The following is a 17,713-nucleotide window of genomic DNA, read 5'->3' on the forward strand; positions in this document are numbered from 1 at the left end:
CGAAGTTCACCCCAAATCAGGCAACTTGCGTCGTACGAATTGGTGATGTGACGCCGGTCACCACGTCTTGGCTTGTCGGCGGAAGCGCCCCGATCTATGGTCTGGATGTATCGAGCCGATACATCAGCTCGGCATAAACTCAGAGGCAGAGAGGGGCAGGCGGATGAGCAGGCGCTCAGGCATCCTCGAGTTCGCCGTCCTCGGCCTGCTTCGCGAATCCCCCATGCACGGGTACGAACTGCGCAAGCGGCTCAACACCTCGCTGGGGGTATTCAGGGCGTTCAGCTACGGCACTCTCTACCCCTGCCTCAAGACGCTGGTCGCCAACGGCTGGTTGATCGAAGAACCGGGGAACGCCCCGGAAGACGCTCTCGCCGCTTCACTCGCAGGGCGCCGCGCCAAGATCGTCTACCGGTTGACGGCAGCAGGTAAGGAGCACTTCGAAGAGCTCCTCTCCCACACCGGCCCCGACACCTGGGAGGACGAGTCCTTCGCCGCCCGCTTCGCCTTCTTCGGCCAGACCGAACGAGAAGTGCGGATGCGGGTGCTGGAGGGCCGTCGCAGCCGGCTGGAGGAGCGCCTGGAGAAGATGCGCGCCTCGCTCGCCCGCACACGGGAGCGCCTGGACGACTACACGCTCGAGCTGCAGCGGCACGGAATGGAATCCGTCGAGCGTGAAGTGCGCTGGCTGAACGAGCTCATCGAGAGCGAGAGGGCGGGACGGGACCAGAGACGGCCCGGTCCGCCCGACGAAACAGCAAAGTGAGACCTGCATTTCGCAGGCCTCGTTCCGAGAACAGACAGGGAGCAACCGGAATGGGTTCGGTTCGCGTAGCCATCGTCGGCGTGGGCAACTGCGCCGCCTCGCTGGTGCAGGGCGTCGAGTACTACAAGGACGCCGACCCGGCCACCAAGGTCCCGGGTCTGATGCACGTCCAGTTCGGCGACTACCACGTCCGCGACGTCGAGTTCGTCGCCGCGTTCGACGTGGACGCCAAGAAGGTCGGCCTGGACCTCTCGGACGCCATCGGCGCCAGCGAGAACAACACCATCAAGATCTGCGACGTCCCGAACAAGGGCGTCACGGTCCAGCGCGGCCACACCCTCGACGGTCTCGGCAAGTACTACCGCATGACCATCGAGGAGTCCTCCGAGGCCCCGGTCGACGTCGTCCAGATCCTCAAGGACCGTCAGGTCGACGTCCTGGTCTGCTACCTGCCGGTCGGTTCCGAGGACGCGGCGAAGTTCTACGCCCAGTGCGCCATCGACGCCAAGGTCGCCTTCGTCAACGCCCTCCCGGTCTTCATCGCCGGCACCAAGGAGTGGGCCGACAAGTTCACCGAGGCCGGTGTCCCGATCGTCGGCGACGACATCAAGTCCCAGGTCGGCGCGACCATCACGCACCGCGTGATGGCGAAGCTCTTCGAAGACCGCGGCGTCCGCCTCGAGCGCACCATGCAGCTCAACGTCGGCGGCAACATGGACTTCAAGAACATGCTCGAGCGCGACCGCCTCGAGTCGAAGAAGATCTCCAAGACGCAGGCCGTCACCTCGCAGATCCCCGACCGTGAGCTCGGCGAGAAGAACGTCCACATCGGCCCGTCCGACTACGTCGCGTGGCTCGACGACCGCAAGTGGGCCTACGTCCGCCTTGAGGGCCGTGCCTTCGGCGACGTCCCGCTGAACCTCGAGTACAAGCTCGAGGTGTGGGACTCCCCGAACTCCGCCGGTGTCATCATCGACGCCCTGCGCGCCGCGAAGATCGCCAAGGACCGCGGCATCGGCGGCCCGATCCTGTCGGCCTCCAGCTACTTCATGAAGTCCCCGCCGGTCCAGTACTTCGACGACGAGGCCCTGGCCAACGTCGAGAAGTTCATCAAGGGCGAGGTCGAGCGCTAGTCACGGCTCCGGTCGACTCCAGGGTCCCCCGGGACGCCTGTGCTTCGACGCTTCTTCCACCGAGGGTCTCCGGACTGTGTGTCCGGAGACCCTCGGTGTATGTGACCCTTGCCCACATGGCTGTCGTACGTGATCTGCGCGTACTCCTGCGCCGGAGGGACTTCCGCAACCTGCTCGCCGTACGGCTGCTGTGCCAGGCGGCCGACGGGACGTACCAGGTCGCCCTGGCGACCTTCGTGGTCTTCTCGCCGGAGAAGCAGACTTCTCCCGCGGCCATCGCCTCGGCGATGGCCGTGCTCCTGCTGCCCTACTCCGCGATCGGCCCCTTCGCCGGGGTACTGCTCGACCGCTGGCGCCGCCGCCAGGTCTTCCTCTACGGCAACGTCCTGCGGGCCCTCCTCGCCTGCGTCACCGCCGTACTGATCGTCGCGCACGTCCCCGACTGGCTGTTCTACGCCTCGGCCCTGTCCGTGACCGCCGTCAACCGCTTCGTCCTGGCCGGGCTCGCGGCCGCCTTGCCGCACGTCGTCGAAGCCGACGAACTGGTCACCGCGAACGCCCTCTCACCCACCGCCGGAACGCTCGCGGCCGTCGCCGGCGGCGGCCTGGCCTTCCTCGTCCGCATCCTGGCCTCGGGGTCCAACGCGCTCGTCGTCCTGGTCGGCGCCGGGCTGTACCTGTGCGCGGGACTCGTGGCGCTCCGACTGGCCGTCGACCTCCTCGGGCCCGACCACCCTCCCGGCCGGACGCACCCGTCCGTCCTCGAGGGGGTCGCCCTCACCGTCCGGGGCATGGCCGAGGGGCTGCGACACCTGGCCGGGCGCCGGGAGGCGGCCCGGGCCCTCACCGCCATGACCCTGATGCGCTTCGCCTACGGAGCCCTGACCGTGATGCTGCTGATGCTCTGCCGCTACTCCTGGTCGGACAACGAGGCGGACGGCCTGGCCCTGCTGGGAATCGCCGTCGGGGTCTCGGGGGCCGGGTTCTTCGCGGCCGCCGTGGTGACCCCCTGGCTGGTGGGCCGGCTCGGCCCGCTGGGCTGGATCACCGCCTGCGCGGCCGGATCGGCCCTCCTCGTACCGGCCCTCGGCCTCTTCTTCGCCCCCGGCCCCATGCTCGTCGCCGCCTTCGCCCTGGGCGTCGCCACACAGGGAGCCAAGATCTGCACCGACACCGTGGTGCAGTTCCGGGTGGACGACGACTACCGGGGCCGGGTCTTCTCCGTCTACGACGTGCTGTTCAACGTGGCCTTCGTGGGAGCGGCCGCGGTCTCCTCGCTGATGCTCCCCGTCGACGGCCGGTCGGTGGCCCTGCTCCTGGCCACGGCCCTGATCTACGCCGGCACGGCGGTGTTCCTGCACCGGCGGCGGGAACGCGCCTATGTTTCACGTGAAACATAGGCCGTGAAACACAGGCACTGAGCCCCGTCCCCAGGTCCCGTCAGGCCTGGGGTGCCTGCTCGGCCCACCACTGCTTGAGGGCCGCCACCGCCGCCTCTCGCTCCATCGGGCCGTTCTCCAGCCGCAGGTCCAGCAGGAAGGCATAGGCCTTGCCCACCGCGGGCCCCGGGCCGATCTCCAGGATCTGCTGGATCTCGTTGCCGTTCAGGTCGGGGCGGATCGCGTCCAGCTCCTCCTGCTCCTGGAGCTGCGCGATCCGCTCCTCCAGGCCGTCATAGGTGCGCGACAGCGCATTGGCCTTGCGCTTGTTGCGGGTGGTGCAGTCGGAGCGGGTCAGCTTGTGCAGCCGGTCCAGGAGCGGGCCCGCGTCGCGGACGTAGCGCCGCACCGCCGAGTCGGTCCACTCGCCGTCCCCGTAACCGTGGAAGCGCAGGTGCAGCTCCACCAGCCGGGAGACGTCCTTGACCATGTCGTTCGAGTACTTCAGGGCCGTCATGCGCTTCTTGGTCATCTTCGCGCCCACCACCTCGTGGTGGTGGAAGGAGACCCGGCCGTCGCTCTCGAAGCGGCGCGTGCGGGGCTTGCCGATGTCGTGCAGCAGGGCCGCGAGCCGCAGCACCAGGTCAGGGCCGTCCTCCTCCAGCGCGATCGCCTGCTCCAGGACGATCAGCGAGTGGTCGTAGACGTCCTTGTGGCGGTGGTGCTCGTCACTCTCCAGCCGCAGCGCCGGCAGCTCCGGCAGGACGCGGTCGGCGAGACCGGTGTCCACCAGGAGCGCCAGGCCCTTGCGCGGGTGGGCGGAGAGCAGCAGCTTGTTCAGCTCGGCCTGCACCCGCTCCGCCGAGACGATCTCGATCCGGTCGGCCATGGCCTTCATCGCCGCAACGACCTCGGGGGCGACCTCGAAGTCCAGCTGTGCGGCGAACCGGGCCGCGCGCAGCATCCGCAGCGGGTCGTCGGAGAAGGAGTCCTCCGGGGTGCCGGGCGTCCGCAGCACCCCGGCGGCCAGGTCCTCCAGGCCACCGTGCGGGTCGACGAACTCCTGCTGCGGCAGGGCGAGGGCCATCGCGTTGACGGTGAAGTCGCGGCGGACCAGGTCCTCCTCGATCGAATCGCCGTAGGAGACCTCGGGCTTGCGGGAGGTGCGGTCGTACGCCTCGGAGCGGTACGTCGTCACCTCGATCTGGAAGCCTTCCTTCTGAGCACCGACGGTGCCGAAGGCGATGCCGACGTCCCAGACCGCGTCGGCCCAGGGCCGCACGATCTTCAGTACGTCCTGGGGACGCGCGTCGGTGGTGAAGTCGAGATCGTTGCCGAGACGCCCGAGCAGCGCGTCGCGTACGGACCCGCCGACCAGGGCGAGGCGGAAGCCCGCCTCCTGGAAGCGGCGGCCGAGCTCGTCGGCGACCGGCGCGACCCGCAGCAGTTCACTGACCGCGCGGCGCTGCACCTGACTCAGGGCACTGGGGTTGTCTTCATTGGCGTTCGGCACAACAGAAAAGGGTACGTGGCCCGCCCGGCCGGGGCCGCCCGGTTTCTCCTGGCGGAGCAGCGCGCGGGCCGGGCCCGCGGCCCGGGAACCGGAACGGACCCGGAACGGATCTTGTGGAGCAAGGCGCGGCACTCGCGCACAGCGGGTCTCGTTACCATGCGTGGACGCAGAACCGACGACCACTGACACTTCGAGGGACTGGTGAGCGCGTGGCCGAGGCGGCAGAGAACCAGGGGGCGGCCTCCGCCCCTGCCCGGCGCCGATGGCTGCGGCGGGCGGTCGTCCTGCTGAGCGGGACCCCGGTACTGGCCGCCCTCGTCTACGCCCCCGCCCCGGTGGCGCAGGCCGCCGATTCCTCCGTCGACGTCCAGCTGACCGAGGTGTCACCCAACGCTCCGGTCAAGAGCGACACGCTGACCATCCAGGGAACCGTGGTCAACAACGGCCGCGAAACGATCAAGGGAGCCCACGTCGGGCTGCGGGTCGGCCCCATGGTGGGCGACCGGTCGGCCATCGACGAGGTGGCGGACCGCAAGGGCTTCCGGCCCGGGGTGGACCCGGGGGAGATCGACCAGGCCTTCGCCGCGAAGATCGACTCCCTTCCCTCGAAGGTGAGCCAGCCCTTCACGATCAAGGTGCCGGTCAACAAGCTCGACCTGGGCGCCGACGGGGTCTACCAGCTGGGCGTCTCCGTCTCCGGGACGACCGACAGCCGTCCGTCCGAGCAGGTGCTCGGCATCCAGCGGACCCTGCTGCCCTGGCAGCCGGACCCGGCCGCCAAGCGCTCCTCCCTCACCTACGTGTGGCCGCTGATCTCCACGACCCGCGTCACCGCCGAGACGGGCTCGGACGAGGTCCAGACCCCGGTCTTCATGGACGACTCCCTCGCCGACGAGCTGCGGCCGGGCGGGCGGCTGGAGCGGATGGTCTCGCTCGGCAAGGACCTGCCCGTCACCTGGGTCATCGATCCCGACCTGCTCACCACGGTCGACGCCATGACCAAGGGATACCGGGTCCGCAGCCCCGACCCGGGCGGAAAGCCCGTCCAGGGCCGGAACAAGGCCGTCGCCGAGCAGTGGCTGGGCGCCCTGGAGAACGCCGTACAGGGCAAGAAGGTCGTGGCCCTGCCGTTCGCCGATCCCGACATCGCCTCCCTCGCCCACCACGGCAAGGACGTCTCCGGCACCCTGGGCCAGCTGCGGCCCGCGACCGACAAGGCGAAGCAGGCCGTCGAGACGGTGCTGCACGTCACCGCCTCCTCCGACTTCTCCTGGCCCGTGGACGGCGCGATCGACCCGTCGATCGTGAACGTCGCCACCTCGGCCGGCGCCCACAACGTCCTGACCCGCAGCGACAGCCTCCAGGAGACCGGCGCCCTCGGCTACACCCCGAGCGCCGCCCGCCCCATCGGCGCGGGGACCACGGCCGTGGTCGCCGACGCCGATCTGTCCACCGCCTTCGAGGGCGACATGGCCGGCGCCGGGAACTCCACGCTCGCCGTGCAGCGCTTCCTCGCCCACAGCCTGGCGCTCAACCTCCAGGGCGGCGACGAGCCGCGGAGCTACGTGGTCGCGCCCCAGCGCCGGCCCTCCGCCAGCCAGGCCGACTCGATGGCCCTCGCCCTGCGGGGGCTCCAGGCCGGGCGCTGGACCCAGCCCTCCGACCTGGAGGCGGCGGCCGCCGCCAAGCCCGACCCCGGCGCCGCGACCCAGGTGCCCGGCGCGGGCCAGTACCCGGAGGCCCTGAGCAAGCAGGAGCTCCCGGTGTCGGCGTTCGAGAAGATCCGCACCACCCAGAACACCCTCGACCACTTCAAGGTCATCCTCACGGCCCCGGACCGCGTCGAGATCCCCTTCGGCAACACCACCAACCGGGAGATGTCCACCTCGTGGCGCGGCCGCCCCGAGGAGGCCGACCGCTACCGCGACGAGGTCCAGTCCTACCTGGTCGGACTGACCGACAAGGTCAAGGTCGTCCCCAAGTCGGACGCCACCTTGTCCGGACATAGCGCGACGATCCCGGTCAGCGTCCAGAACAGCCTCGTCCAGGACGTGCACAACCTGGTGCTGAGGGTGAAGTCCGACAACCCGACCCGCCTGATGTTCAGCGAATCGGAACAGGAAGTCACCGTTCAGGGCGGCCACAGCCAGACGGTAAAGTTCACCGCCAACGCCACCGCGAGTGGTCCGGTCCAGGTCACCGCACGCCTCTTCACCAAGGACGGCGTGCCGTACGGCAAGGAACGCAAGTTCACCGTCGAGGCCACCGAGGTCACCCCCACCGTCATGCTCGTCATCGCCGGCGGCGTGCTCCTCCTGGTCCTGGCCGGCATCAAGATGTACGCCAGCCGCAAGCGCGTCGCCGCGCGGGCGGCCGCCGAGGAGAGCACGCAGCCGAGTGACGAGACCACGGACACCGGACCGCAAAGCACAGAGGGGTCCGGAACGGGTGAGACAGTGGACCGTTGAGCGATGCCGTGGCCGGTCGGCCTGGGGACGATGAGGTGGGGTTGCGATGAACGCGCCGTACGACGGTGACCGCGCGCAGGGCGGCGGCGGGCCTGGGCCCTCCCAGGGCACTGCCCCCGGCACTCCGGTGCCCGGGCAGGTTCCGCCGCCCGCGCCCGCACCGGACCACGACCCCTACGTCCAGGACGCCTACGACTTCGACCCCTACCGGTCGCAGGACCTGTCGGCCCAGGACCCGGTGGCCGAGGCCCTCTACGACCGGGCCTCGCACCCCCCGCCGCCGCCGGGCACCTACCAGGAACCCGGTCCGCTCTACGCCGCCCCCCAGGCCCCCTCGCACGGTCCCGACCCGCGCGTGTGGGCCCAGACCCCGCCGCCGGAACCGGACGGCCCGTCCCGCCACCTGCCCTACGGCGACCACGCGGCGCGGACGCAGTTCGTCGGGGTGGACTCGCTCGTGACGAACGCCGCGGAAGAGCAGCCCGAGCCCGACGCCTTCACCCACCTCTACCGCGACCAGCAGGCGGCCCCCGGCGCCCCCGCCGAGGAGGCCCCCGTCGCGGCCCCGGCCCCGAGCAAGCCCGCCGGCAAGGCGGCCAGCCTGCTCAAGTCCAGCGCCGTGATGGCGGCCGGCACGATCGTCTCCCGCATCACCGGCTTCGCCCGCACCCTGGTCATCGCGGGCGCCATCGGCGTCGCCACCCTCAACGACTCCTACCAGGTCGCCAACACCCTGCCGACGATGATCTACGTCCTCGTCGGCGGCGGCGCGCTCAACGCCGTCTTCATCCCGCAGCTCGTACGCGCCATGAAGAACGACGACGACGGCGGCGAGGCCTACGCCAACCGCCTGCTCACCCTCGTCGTCACCCTCCTCGGCGCGGTCACCACCCTCTGCGTCCTCGCCGCCCCGCTGTTCATCCGCATGATGTCGCCGACCATCGCCGGCGACCCGAAGCGCCTCGACGTCGCCGTGGCCTTCGCCCACTACTGCCTGCCCACGATGTTCTTCATGGGCGTCCACGTGGTGCTCGGTCAGATCCTCAACGCCCGCGGCCGGTTCGGCGCGATGATGTGGACCCCGGTCCTCAACAACATCGTCGTCATCGCCACCTTCGGCGCCTTCATCTGGGCCTTCGGCGGGTTCACGGCCTCCGGTGTCTCCGAGGCGACCATCACCCCCGAGGGCGTCCGCCTCCTGGGCATCGGCACCCTGCTCGGCCTCGCCGTCCAGTCCCTCGCCATGCTCCCCTACCTGCGCGACGCCGGCTTCAAGCCCCGCCTGCGCTTCGACTGGAAGGGCCACGGCCTCGGCAAGGCGGCCGGCCTGGCGAAGTGGACGTTCTTCTTCGTCCTCGCGAACCAGGTGGGCCTCGTCGTCGTCACCCAGCTCGCCACCGCCGCCGGCACGGCCGCGGAGAAGCTGGGCCACGGCGGTACCGGTATCACCGCCTACAACTACGCCCTGCTGCTGTGGCAGATGCCGCAGGCCATCATCACCGTGTCCGTCATGACCGCGGTGCTGCCCCGGATCTCCCGGTCCGCCCACGACGGCGACGCCGCCGCGGTCCGCGACGACATCTCCTACGGCCTGCGCACCTCGGCCGTGGCCATCGTGCCCTGCGCCTTCGCCTTCCTGGCGCTCGGCGTCCCGATGGCCACCCTGCTCTACGCCAGCGCCGGCAAGGACGCCGTGAACATCGGCTACGTCCTGATGGCCTTCGGCCTCGGTCTGATCCCGTACTCCGTGCAGTACGTGGTGCTGCGCGGGTTCTACGCCTACGAGGACACCCGGACCCCCTTCTACAACACGGTCATCGTCGCCGCGGTCAACGCCGGTGTCTCCGCCCTCGCCTACTTCGTCCTGCCGGCGCGCTGGGCGGTGGTGGGCATGGCCGCCGCGTACGGCCTCGGCTACGTGGTCGGCGTCGGCGTGGCCTGGCGCCGGCTCAAGACCCGCCTCGGCGGGGACCTCGACGGCGCACACGTCATGCGCACCTACACCCGTCTGATCGGCGCGTGCGTCCCGGCCGCCGTGGTGGCGGGCGCCGCCGCCTACGGGGTCACGCACGTCCTGGGCAGCGGAGCCCTCGGCTCCCTCGCCGCCCTGGTCGCCGGCGGCATCGCCCTGGGCGGCGTCTTCCTCCTCGCGGCCAAGCGCATGCGCATCGAGGAGCTCAACTCCATGGTCGGAATGGTCCGCGGCCGACTGGGACGCTGATGCGCACAACCGTCGGGCCCCATCGCGTGTCGTGCATAGCGCCGGACTGTGGGCACAATTGGCATGGCTTCGCAGACTGGCCGACAGCGCGCAACGGATGGGGAGGCAGGGACGACGGTGGCGGAACGTAGCACAGCTGCCGTCGACGTGGCCGACAACAGCGGCGACCAGCCGCTGGCCGCAGATGCGGCCAAGGCCACGGCCGACGGGGTGGACACCCAGAACGGACGAGCCGCGGACGAGCCCATGCCCGAGAAGGACGGCGAACGCAGAAGCGCGGCGACCGCGGCCGCGCCCGAACTCCACAGCGGCCACAAGCTCGCGAGGCGCTACCGCCTGGAGGAGTGCGTCACCCGTCTGGACGGATTCAGCAGCTGGCGCGCCATGGACGAGAAGCTGCGGCGGGCCGTCGGGGTCCACCTGCTGCCCGCCGACCACCCCCGGGCCCGCACCGTCCTGGCCGCGGCCCGCTCCTCCGCCCTGCTCGGCGACCCCCGGTTCGTCCAGGTCCTCGACGCCGTCGAGGAGAACGACCTCGTCTACGTCGTGCACGAGTGGCTGCCCGACGCCACCGAACTGACCGCCGTCCTCGCCGCGAACACGCTGGAGCCCCACGAGGCCTACCAGCTGGTCAGCCAGGTCTCCCAGGCCATGGCCGCCGCCCACCGCGAGGGCCTGGCCCACCTGCGCCTGACGCCCAGCGCGATACTCCGTACCTCCACCGGCCAGTACCGCATCCGCGGCCTCGCCGTGAACGCCGCCCTGCGCGGCATCACGAGCGACACCCCGCAGCGGGCGGACACCGAGGCGATCGGCGCGCTGCTGTACGCCGCCCTCACCCAGCGCTGGCCGTACGAGAACGACGCCTACGGCCTGCGCGGCCTGCCCAAGGGCGTCGGCCTGCTCGCCCCCGACCAGGTCCGCGCCGGCGTCCACCGGGGCCTGGGCGAGCTCGCCATGCGCGCCCTCGCCAACGACGGGGCCACCGCCTCCCGCCAGGAGCCGGCCTGCACCACCCCCGAGGAGCTGGCCAAGGCGGTCGCGGCGATGCCGCGCATCAAGCCGCCGGAGCCCGCCTTCACAGCGCCCCCGGAGTACCAGCACACCACCTACCAGCAGGGCAGCTACGGCCGCCCGGCGCCCGTCGGCATGTCCACGGCCCCGATCAACATCCCCATGCCCCCGCCGCCCCCGCTCCAGAGCCGGACGGGCCGCGCCCTCAAGTGGGGCGTCGCCGCCCTTCTGATCGCCGCCCTGGGCCTGGGCAGCTGGCAGCTGGCCGACGCCCTCCTGGACCACAGCAAGCAGAACAACAGCGAGACCACCCAGCCCCAGCAGCAGGGCCCCGCACCGGAGAAGAAGGAGCCCGCTCCCCTCGCCATCAAGGACGCGAAGGAGTACGCCCCCGACGGCATCCCGCAGAACGCGGCTGACGTCGGCAAGACGTACGACGGAAGCTCCACCAGCTACTGGCGCACCAAGAGCTTCGACGAAGGCCCGGCACTCCAGATCAAGGACGGCGTCGGGATCGTCTACGACCTCGGATCCGCGCACGAGGTCAGTGCGGCCTCGATAGCGCTGAAGTACGGCGGCGACCACACCACCCTGGCGCTGTACGCGGTCGATTCGCTGCAGCCCAAGGGCAAGGTCGAGTCGATGAAGAAGATCGCGGGAACCAACGCCAAGGACACCACGGTGAACCTGACCGCGGAGACACCGGTCAAGACGCGTTACGTGCTGGTGTGGCTCACCGCCCTGCCGTCGGCCCCCTATGACGATTTCAGCAAGCCCGGCTACAAGCAGGGCATCACGGACGTGAAGTTCAAGGGCTGACGCACGGCAGGGGAGGGGCCGACCGTTGGACGAAGCCAGAGCCGGCGACCGCAGCGACCAGGAGCTCCTTTCCCTGCACGTCGCCGGGGATCCCGATGCCTTCGGGGAGCTGGTACGCAGGCACCGGGACCGACTGTGGGCCGTCGCGGTGCGGACGCTGGGGGACCGGGAGGAGGCGGCCGACGCGGTCCAGGACGCCCTGGTCTCCGCCTACCGGGCCGCCCACACCTTCCGCGGGGACTCCGCGGTGACCACCTGGCTGCACCGGATCACCGTCAACGCCTGCCTGGACCGCGCCCGCAAGGCCGCCTCGCGGCGCACCGCCCCCCTGGACGACACGGAGCGCCTGGAGCGTCTCCTGGAGCCCCACGAGTCCGCCGAGGCGCCCGCGGAGCGCCAGGACCTCCACCGCCAGCTCCTGGCCGCCCTCGCCACCCTCCCCGCCGACCAGCGGGCCGTCCTCGTCCTCGTCGACATGCAGGGGTACCCCGTCGCCGAAGCCGCCTCCGTCCTCGGCGTCCCCGTCGGAACGGTGAAGAGCCGGTGCGCACGCGGCCGGGCGAAACTCCTCCCACTCCTCACTCATCTGCGCACGAATGCCGGGGATAACACCGCCACCGAGCGGGGAAGGAACCGGACGCCGGGGGCACCCGTCCCATCTGCGGCAGACCCCAGGCAGCCAGAACCAGACCCAGACCCTGTGAAGGGCGGAGGTGGACGACCGTGACCCCCACGACCGGCAGCGCCGGCACGATCCGGCACCCGGAGGTCTCGGAGATCTCCGACCTGACCGAAGGGCTCCTCTCCCCCTCCCGCACCACCGAGGTCCGCCGCCACCTCGCCGAATGCGCCCTGTGCGCCGACGTCCTCGCCTCCCTGGAGGAGATCCGGTCCCTGCTCGGCACCCTGCCCGGACCGCCGCGGATGCCCTCCGACATCGCCGGGCGCATCGACGCGGCCCTCGCCGCCGAGGCCCTGCTCGACTCCACCGCTTCCCGGGCCGAGGCCCCGTCCGCTCACGAGCCGCGTGCTGCGGCCGATGTTTCACGTGAAACGAGCCCGGCCCGGACCGAGCGCCGGCCCGCCGGCCACCCGTCCGGCGCAACGGGGCCCGGCCGTCGCCGCGCCCGGCGCCGGATCGCCGTCCTGAGCGGTCTCGCCGGGGCGGCCGCCTGTGTGCTCGGCGTCCTCCTCTTCAACGGGCTGACCGGAACCGGCGCCCACGACACCAGCACGAGCAACAACACGGTCCGGTCCGTCGCCTCGGCCGCCCCCGGGGAGTACAGCGCTCAGGGACTCCAGCAGAACGTCCACCGGCTGCTGGCCGCCGCTCCGTCCGCGAACACTCCCAAGACCGCTCCCGGGGAATCGAACCGGACCATGGAACTGGGGGACGCCCCTCCTGGGCTGGCCCCCGCCGAGCGGCCGGGCTCCCCGGAGCCGGCCCCCGCGCCGGTGCCGCCCTGTGTGCAGCGGGCCACCGGCCGCACCGAGACCCCCCTCGCCGCCGAACCGGGCCGCTACCAGGACACCCCGGTCTACCTCGTCGTCCTGCCGCATCCGCAGGACCCCGCCCAGGTGGACGCCTACCTCGTGGCCGCGGGCTGTGCCGACAACCCCGCCGGGTCCCCCGAAAAGCCCCTTCTCACCCGAACCTACCCCCGTAACTGAAGGGCTCCGCGGGCGGCGGCCGGGGCATCCGGAGGCAGAGGGTGCCGACCGGGGAATGCGCGCGCCGTAGGATCCGTTGGGTGGGGTGAGAGTCCGCACCGGCCCCCGGTAGGCACCACGAAGTCCGCAGAGACGAGGAAAGAACCCGTGAGCGACGTACGAAACGTGATCATCATCGGCTCCGGGCCGGCCGGCTACACGGCCGCCCTGTACACCGCACGCGCTTCGCTCAACCCGCTGGTCTTCGAGGGTGCGGTCACCGCCGGCGGCGCGCTGATGAACACCACCGAGGTCGAGAACTTCCCGGGCTTCCGCGACGGGATCATGGGTCCGGACCTCATGGACAACATGCGTGCCCAGGCCGAGCGCTTCGGCGCGGAACTCGTCGCGGACGACATCGTCTCCGTGGACCTCACCGGTGAGATCAAGACGGTCACCGACACCGCCGGCACGGTGTACCGCGCCAAGGCCGTCATCGTCACCACCGGCTCGCAGCACCGCAAGCTCGGCCTGCCCAACGAGGACGCCCTCTCCGGACGCGGCGTCTCCTGGTGCGCGACCTGCGACGGGTTCTTCTTCAAGGACCAGGACATCGCCGTGGTCGGCGGCGGCGACACCGCGATGGAAGAGGCGACCTTCCTCTCCCGGTTCGCCAAGTCCGTCACGATCGTCCACCGCCGTGACAGCCTGCGCGCCTCCAAGGCCATGCAGGACCGCGCCTTCGCCGACCCGAAGATCAGCTTCGCCTGGGACAGCGAGGTCGCCGAGATCCACGGCGAGCAGAAGCTCTCCGGCCTGACGCTGCGCAACACCAAGACCGGTGAGACCTCCCAGCTGCCCGTGACCGGCCTGTTCATCGCCGTCGGCCACGACCCGCGCACCGAGCTGTTCACCGGCCAGCTCGACCTGGACGACGAGGGCTACCTCAAGGTCGACGCGCCCTCCACGCGCACGAACCTCACCGGTGTCTTCGGCGCCGGCGACGTCGTGGACCACACCTACCGTCAGGCGATCACCGCCGCCGGCACCGGCTGCTCCGCCGCCCTCGACGCGGAGCGCTTCCTCGCCGCCCTCTCGGACGTCGAGCCCGCCGCCGCGACCGTCTGATCCCGCACCACCACCCCCCTACACCCCACCCCGCAGGAAAGAAGGAGGCCGCTGTGGCCGGCACCCTCAAGAACGTGACCGACGCCGACTTCGACTCCGAGGTCCTTCGCAGCGACAAGCCCGTGCTCGTGGACTTCTGGGCCGCTTGGTGCGGTCCGTGCCGCCAGATCGCCCCGTCGCTCGAGGCGATCGCGGCCGAGTACGGCGACCAGATCGAGATCGTCAAGCTCAACATCGACGAGAACCCGGAAACGGCGGCCCGTTACGGCGTCATGTCCATCCCGACCCTGAACGTCTACCAGGGCGGAGAGGTCGCCAAGACCATCGTCGGCGCCAAGCCGAAGGCCGCCATCCTGCGCGACCTGGACAGCTTCATCCAGGCCAAGGCCTAAGGCCCGGCCCCGGCGACGACCGGGGCATGTTTCACGTGAAACAACGGGGCCGCCCCCTCTCGGGGACGGCCCCGTTCACCTACCCGGTGACTGTCACAACGGCCGCAGCGCCGGTTCCTTTCGCGCCCTCGCCCCGCCCAGCAGCCGGTCCAGGGCCAGTTCCACGTCTTCCTTCCACGACAGCGTCGTCCGCAGCTCCAGCCGCAGTCTCGGATGAGCCGGATGGGGCCGTACGGTCTTGAAGCCCACGGACAGCAGGTGGTCGGCCGGCAGGAGGCAGGCGGGACGCTCCCAACGGGCGTCACCGAAGGCCTCGATCGCCTTGAACCCCCGCCGCAGCAGGTCCTTGGCGACCGTCTGCACCATCACCCGCCCCAGGCCCTGCCCCTGATAGCCCGGCATGATCCAGGCCGTGATCAGCTGGACCGCGTCCGGGGAGACGGGGCTCGTCGGGAAGGACGCGGCGCGCGGTACGTAGGCGGGCGGCGCGTAGAGGACGAAGCCCACCGGAACCTCGTCCACGTAGACCACGCGGCCACAGGATCCCCAGTCCAGCAGGACAGCCGAGATCCAGGCTTCCTTCTCCAGCTCCGCGGTGCCCGATTTCACCGCGGCCTCGCCGGTGACGGGATCCAGCTCCCAGAAGACACAGCTCCGGCAACGCCTGGGAAGGTCCTGGAGGTTGTCCAGCGTGAGCGGTACGAGCCGACGACCCATACCGGCATCGTAGCCACTGCCCCCTGCTTCTTCGAGGGTGGACATCTCGGGAAACAGGGGGCAGTGGGAAAACGGGAGGGGAAGGGCTACTCCCCGGAGAGGCCCTGTTCCAGCACCCGGCCCTCGCCCGGCGCCAGGGTTCCCAGGATCCGCTCCAGGTCCTCCATCGACGCGAACTCGACGGTGATCTTGCCCTTCTTCTGGCCCAGGTCCACCTTCACCCGCGTCTCGAACCGGTCCGACAGACGCGTCGCCAGCTCGCTGAGCGCCGGAGAGACCCGGCCACCCGCCCGCGGGCCCTTGGGCTTCACGGTGCTCGACGGCTCGGTGCCCATCAGCTGGATGATCTCCTCGACCGAGCGCACCGACAGCCCCTCGGCCACGATCCGCTGAGCCAGACGGAGCTGCTCCTCGGCGTCCTCCACGCCCAGGAGGGCCCGAGCGTGGCCGGCCAGCAGCACGCCGGCGGCCACCTTCTGCTGGACCTCCGGGGTGAGCCGCAGCAGCCGCAGGGTGTTCGTGACCTGCGGACGCGAGCGCCCGATCCGGTCCGCCAGCTGATCGTGGGTGCAGTGGAACTCCCGGAGGAGCTGGTCGTAGGCGGCCGCCTCCTCCAGCGGGTTCAGCTGCGCCCGGTGCAGGTTCTCCAGGAGGGCGTCGAGCAGGAGCTTCTCGTCCTCCGTCGCCCGGATGATCGCGGGGATGGTCTCCAGCCCCGCCTCACGGCAGGCGCGCCAGCGCCGCTCGCCCATGACCAGTTCATAGCGCCCGGTCTCAGCCGCCCGCCGGACGACCACCGGCTGGAGCAGGCCCACCGTCTGGATCGAGGTCACCAGCTCTGCGAGGGCGTCCTCGTCGAACACCTCGCGCGGCTGCTTCGGGTTCGGCGTGATGGCGTCCAGCGGAAGCTCCGCGAACGTCGCCCCCGCCACCCCGGCGTCGTCCGGCTGCCGAGTCACCGGCGCGCCCGGCATCGATGTGCCTGCCCCGGCCACCGCAGGGGGCGCCTCCGGTGAAACATCGGCCTGCGACAGCGCGGCGAGCTTCGCCGCCGCGATGCCCCGCTCCGACGTCAGTACCGGTACCGCCGACGGGGACGTGGACCCGGCGCCCATCACCGGCGTCTTCTCCTGGGGAGCGGCCGGGATCAGCGCGCCGAGCCCCCGCCCCAGACCCCTACGTCGCTCACTCACTGGATCCCCTCCGCCATGCTCTGCGTGCTGTTCATGCCCGCGCCCAGGTGGGCGTTCGGGGCGTCGTAATGGATTCCGGCTCCCCGGAGCGCGATCTCACGCGCCGCCTCCATGTAGGAGAGGGCTCCGCTGGAACCCGGGTCGTAGGTGAGGACCGTCTGCCCATAGCTCGGGGCCTCCGAGATGCGCACCGACCGCGGGATGCTGGTGCGCAGCACCTCCTTGCCGAAGTGGGTGCGCACCTCCTCCGCCACCTGCGAGGCCAGCCGGGTCCTGCCGTCGTACATCGTCAGCAGGATGGTGGAGACGTGCAGGGTCGGGTTCAGGTGGGCGCGCACCAGGTCGACGTTGCGCAGGAGCTGGCCCAGCCCCTCCAGCGCGTAGTACTCGCACTGGATCGGGATCAACACCTCCGCGCCCGCCACGAGGGCGTTCACGGTCAGCAGCCCCAGGGAGGGCGGGCAGTCGATCAGGATGTAGTCGAGCGGCTGCTCGTACGCCTGGATCGCGCGCTGGAGCCGGCTCTCACGGGCCACCAGGGAGACCAGCTCGATCTCCGCACCCGCGAGGTCGATGGTGGCCGGGGCGCAGAAGAGGCCCTCCACGTCCACCACCGGCTGGACGACCTCCAGCAGCGGCCGGCTGTCGACGAGCACGTCGTAGATGGAGGGCACGTCCGCGTGGTGGTCGATGCCCAGCGCCGTGGAGGCGTTGCCCTGCGGGTCCAGGTCGATCACCAGGACGCGCGCGCCGTGCTGTGCCAGGGAGGCCGCCAGGTTGACGGTCGTCGTGGTCTTGCCGACGCCGCCCTTCTGGTTGGCGACCACCATGATCCGGGTCTCCGCCGGCCGGGGCAGGGGGACGCCGGACCGGCCGAGGGGCTCCACGGCCTGCTGCGCGGTTCGCTCGATCGGGGTGTCCTCGTCGTTGTCCACGAGGGCCGCGGGCGGCTCCGCCCCGGTGGCTGCCGGGGGCACGCCCAGGGAAATGTCGTCGCCTGGGGGTTCAGAGCGGGGACCGGGGACCGGATCGGCCATCGGCCCCGCGAGGTTGGCGTCGGACCGCACGGTGTCACTCTCCTCGGCAGCGGGCTCGCGATGAACAGAGCCTGCCATGCCACCCGGGTCGCGAACCAGCGGGGCCCGTGCTCCTGTGGATGAATCCACCGTTGTGGACAACTCCGTCACCCCCCTCTCCTGGCGGGGACGCGGGGCCGCAGCAGCCCGGCCGCGGCTGATGATTCCGTGCAGCAGAGAGCGACGTTTCACGTGAAACACGATGCCGGGACGGAGTCTTCAGCCCGCTACGACACTCCGAAAT

At 70.8% G+C, this 17,713-nt stretch carries 14 protein-coding genes; 10 read left to right on the top strand and 4 right to left on the bottom strand.

What is annotated here, in order from left to right; genetic code table 11:
• Positions 1–163: 163 nt before the first annotated feature.
• The 3 genes from ACFY0O_RS04155 (at position 164) to ACFY0O_RS04165 (ending at position 3,299) form a co-directional block, all read left to right on the top strand.
• Positions 164–766, top strand: a complete 603-nt coding sequence (locus ACFY0O_RS04155) for a helix-turn-helix transcriptional regulator (protein WP_358891489.1) — start codon at positions 164–166, stop codon at positions 764–766.
• A gap of 50 nt (positions 767–816) precedes the next feature.
• On the top strand, positions 817–1,899 hold the full coding sequence (locus ACFY0O_RS04160) for an inositol-3-phosphate synthase (RefSeq protein WP_358891488.1): 1,083 nt from the start codon (positions 817–819) through the stop codon (positions 1,897–1,899).
• A gap of 116 nt (positions 1,900–2,015) precedes the next feature.
• On the top strand, positions 2,016–3,299 hold the full coding sequence (locus ACFY0O_RS04165) for an MFS transporter (RefSeq protein WP_388942565.1): 1,284 nt from the start codon (positions 2,016–2,018) through the stop codon (positions 3,297–3,299).
• 40 nt (positions 3,300–3,339) lie between these two features.
• On the opposite strand, the gene ACFY0O_RS04170 is transcribed toward ACFY0O_RS04165, so the two are convergent.
• Positions 3,340–4,791 (bottom strand): CCA tRNA nucleotidyltransferase, encoded by a 1,452-nt coding sequence (locus tag ACFY0O_RS04170; protein WP_388942568.1) that lies wholly within the window; start codon positions 4,789–4,791, stop codon positions 3,340–3,342.
• A 209-nt stretch (positions 4,792–5,000) separates the two neighbouring features.
• On the opposite strand from ACFY0O_RS04170, the gene ACFY0O_RS04175 reads away from it, so the two are divergent.
• The 7 genes from ACFY0O_RS04175 to trxA all read left to right on the top strand — a co-directional run bounded on the left by ACFY0O_RS04175 (position 5,001) and on the right by trxA (position 14,483).
• Positions 5,001–7,259 carry a DUF6049 family protein gene (locus ACFY0O_RS04175; RefSeq protein ID WP_388942571.1) on the top strand — a complete coding sequence of 753 codons (2,259 nt, stop codon included), beginning with the start codon at positions 5,001–5,003 and terminating at the stop codon, positions 7,257–7,259.
• Between the two features lie 46 nt (positions 7,260–7,305).
• Complete coding sequence (gene murJ, locus ACFY0O_RS04180) at positions 7,306–9,480, top strand: murein biosynthesis integral membrane protein MurJ (protein WP_388942574.1); 2,175 nt, start codon at positions 7,306–7,308, stop codon at positions 9,478–9,480.
• Between the two features lie 117 nt (positions 9,481–9,597).
• Entirely contained in the window at positions 9,598–11,313 is a 1,716-nt protein-coding gene (locus tag ACFY0O_RS04185; protein WP_388942577.1) for a serine/threonine protein kinase, read from the top strand.
• A gap of 25 nt (positions 11,314–11,338) precedes the next feature.
• Positions 11,339–12,040 carry an RNA polymerase sigma factor SigM gene (gene sigM, locus ACFY0O_RS04190; protein WP_388942579.1) on the top strand — a complete coding sequence of 234 codons (702 nt, stop codon included), beginning with the start codon at positions 11,339–11,341 and terminating at the stop codon, positions 12,038–12,040.
• Positions 12,037–12,984, top strand: coding sequence for an anti-sigma factor family protein (locus tag ACFY0O_RS04195; protein WP_388942580.1), 948 nt, complete (start codon positions 12,037–12,039; stop codon positions 12,982–12,984). The genes sigM and ACFY0O_RS04195 overlap by 4 nt, the downstream gene beginning before the upstream one ends.
• Before the next feature lie 147 nt (positions 12,985–13,131).
• Entirely contained in the window at positions 13,132–14,091 is a 960-nt protein-coding gene (gene trxB / locus ACFY0O_RS04200) for a thioredoxin-disulfide reductase (protein ID WP_388942582.1), read from the top strand.
• Between the two features lie 53 nt (positions 14,092–14,144).
• A complete protein-coding gene (gene trxA, locus ACFY0O_RS04205; protein WP_388942584.1) occupies positions 14,145–14,483 on the top strand; it encodes a thioredoxin in 339 nt (112 codons plus the stop codon).
• A 93-nt stretch (positions 14,484–14,576) separates the two neighbouring features.
• On the opposite strand, the gene ACFY0O_RS04210 is transcribed toward trxA, so the two are convergent.
• The 3 genes from ACFY0O_RS04210 to ACFY0O_RS04220 all read right to left on the bottom strand — a co-directional run bounded on the left by ACFY0O_RS04210 (position 14,577) and on the right by ACFY0O_RS04220 (position 17,508).
• Complete coding sequence (locus ACFY0O_RS04210; RefSeq protein WP_358891478.1) at positions 14,577–15,200, bottom strand: GNAT family N-acetyltransferase; 624 nt, start codon at positions 15,198–15,200, stop codon at positions 14,577–14,579.
• Positions 15,201–15,286: 86 nt separating this feature from the next.
• Positions 15,287–16,393: a ParB/RepB/Spo0J family partition protein gene (locus ACFY0O_RS04215; protein WP_388942587.1), complete on the bottom strand. Its 1,107-nt coding sequence runs from the start codon at positions 16,391–16,393 to the stop codon at positions 15,287–15,289.
• Entirely contained in the window at positions 16,390–17,508 is a 1,119-nt protein-coding gene (locus tag ACFY0O_RS04220) for a ParA family protein (RefSeq protein ID WP_388942589.1), read from the bottom strand. Before ACFY0O_RS04220 ends, ACFY0O_RS04215 begins: the two co-directional genes overlap by 4 nt.
• Positions 17,509–17,713 lie beyond the last annotated feature (205 nt).

Origin of the sequence: Streptomyces sp. NPDC001594, assembly GCF_042893675.1 — a bacterium.
GTDB lineage: Bacteria > Actinomycetota > Actinomycetes > Streptomycetales > Streptomycetaceae > Streptomyces.

What these genes read in the sequence shown, in the direction of transcription:
- ACFY0O_RS04155 (WP_358891489.1), top strand. Translation starts at nt 164, where the DNA reads ATGAGCAGGCGCTCAGGCATCCTCGAGTTCGCCGTCCTCGGCCTGCTT.
- ACFY0O_RS04160 (WP_358891488.1), top strand. Translation starts at nt 817, where the DNA reads ATGGGTTCGGTTCGCGTAGCCATCGTCGGCGTGGGCAACTGCGCCGCC.
- ACFY0O_RS04165 (WP_388942565.1), top strand. Translation starts at nt 2,016, where the DNA reads ATGGCTGTCGTACGTGATCTGCGCGTACTCCTGCGCCGGAGGGACTTC.
- murJ (WP_388942574.1), top strand. Translation starts at nt 7,306, where the DNA reads ATGAACGCGCCGTACGACGGTGACCGCGCGCAGGGCGGCGGCGGGCCT.
- ACFY0O_RS04210 (WP_358891478.1), bottom strand. Translation starts at nt 15,200, where the DNA reads ATGGGTCGTCGGCTCGTACCGCTCACGCTGGACAACCTCCAGGACCTT.
- ACFY0O_RS04220 (WP_388942589.1), bottom strand. Translation starts at nt 17,508, where the DNA reads ATGGCAGGCTCTGTTCATCGCGAGCCCGCTGCCGAGGAGAGTGACACC.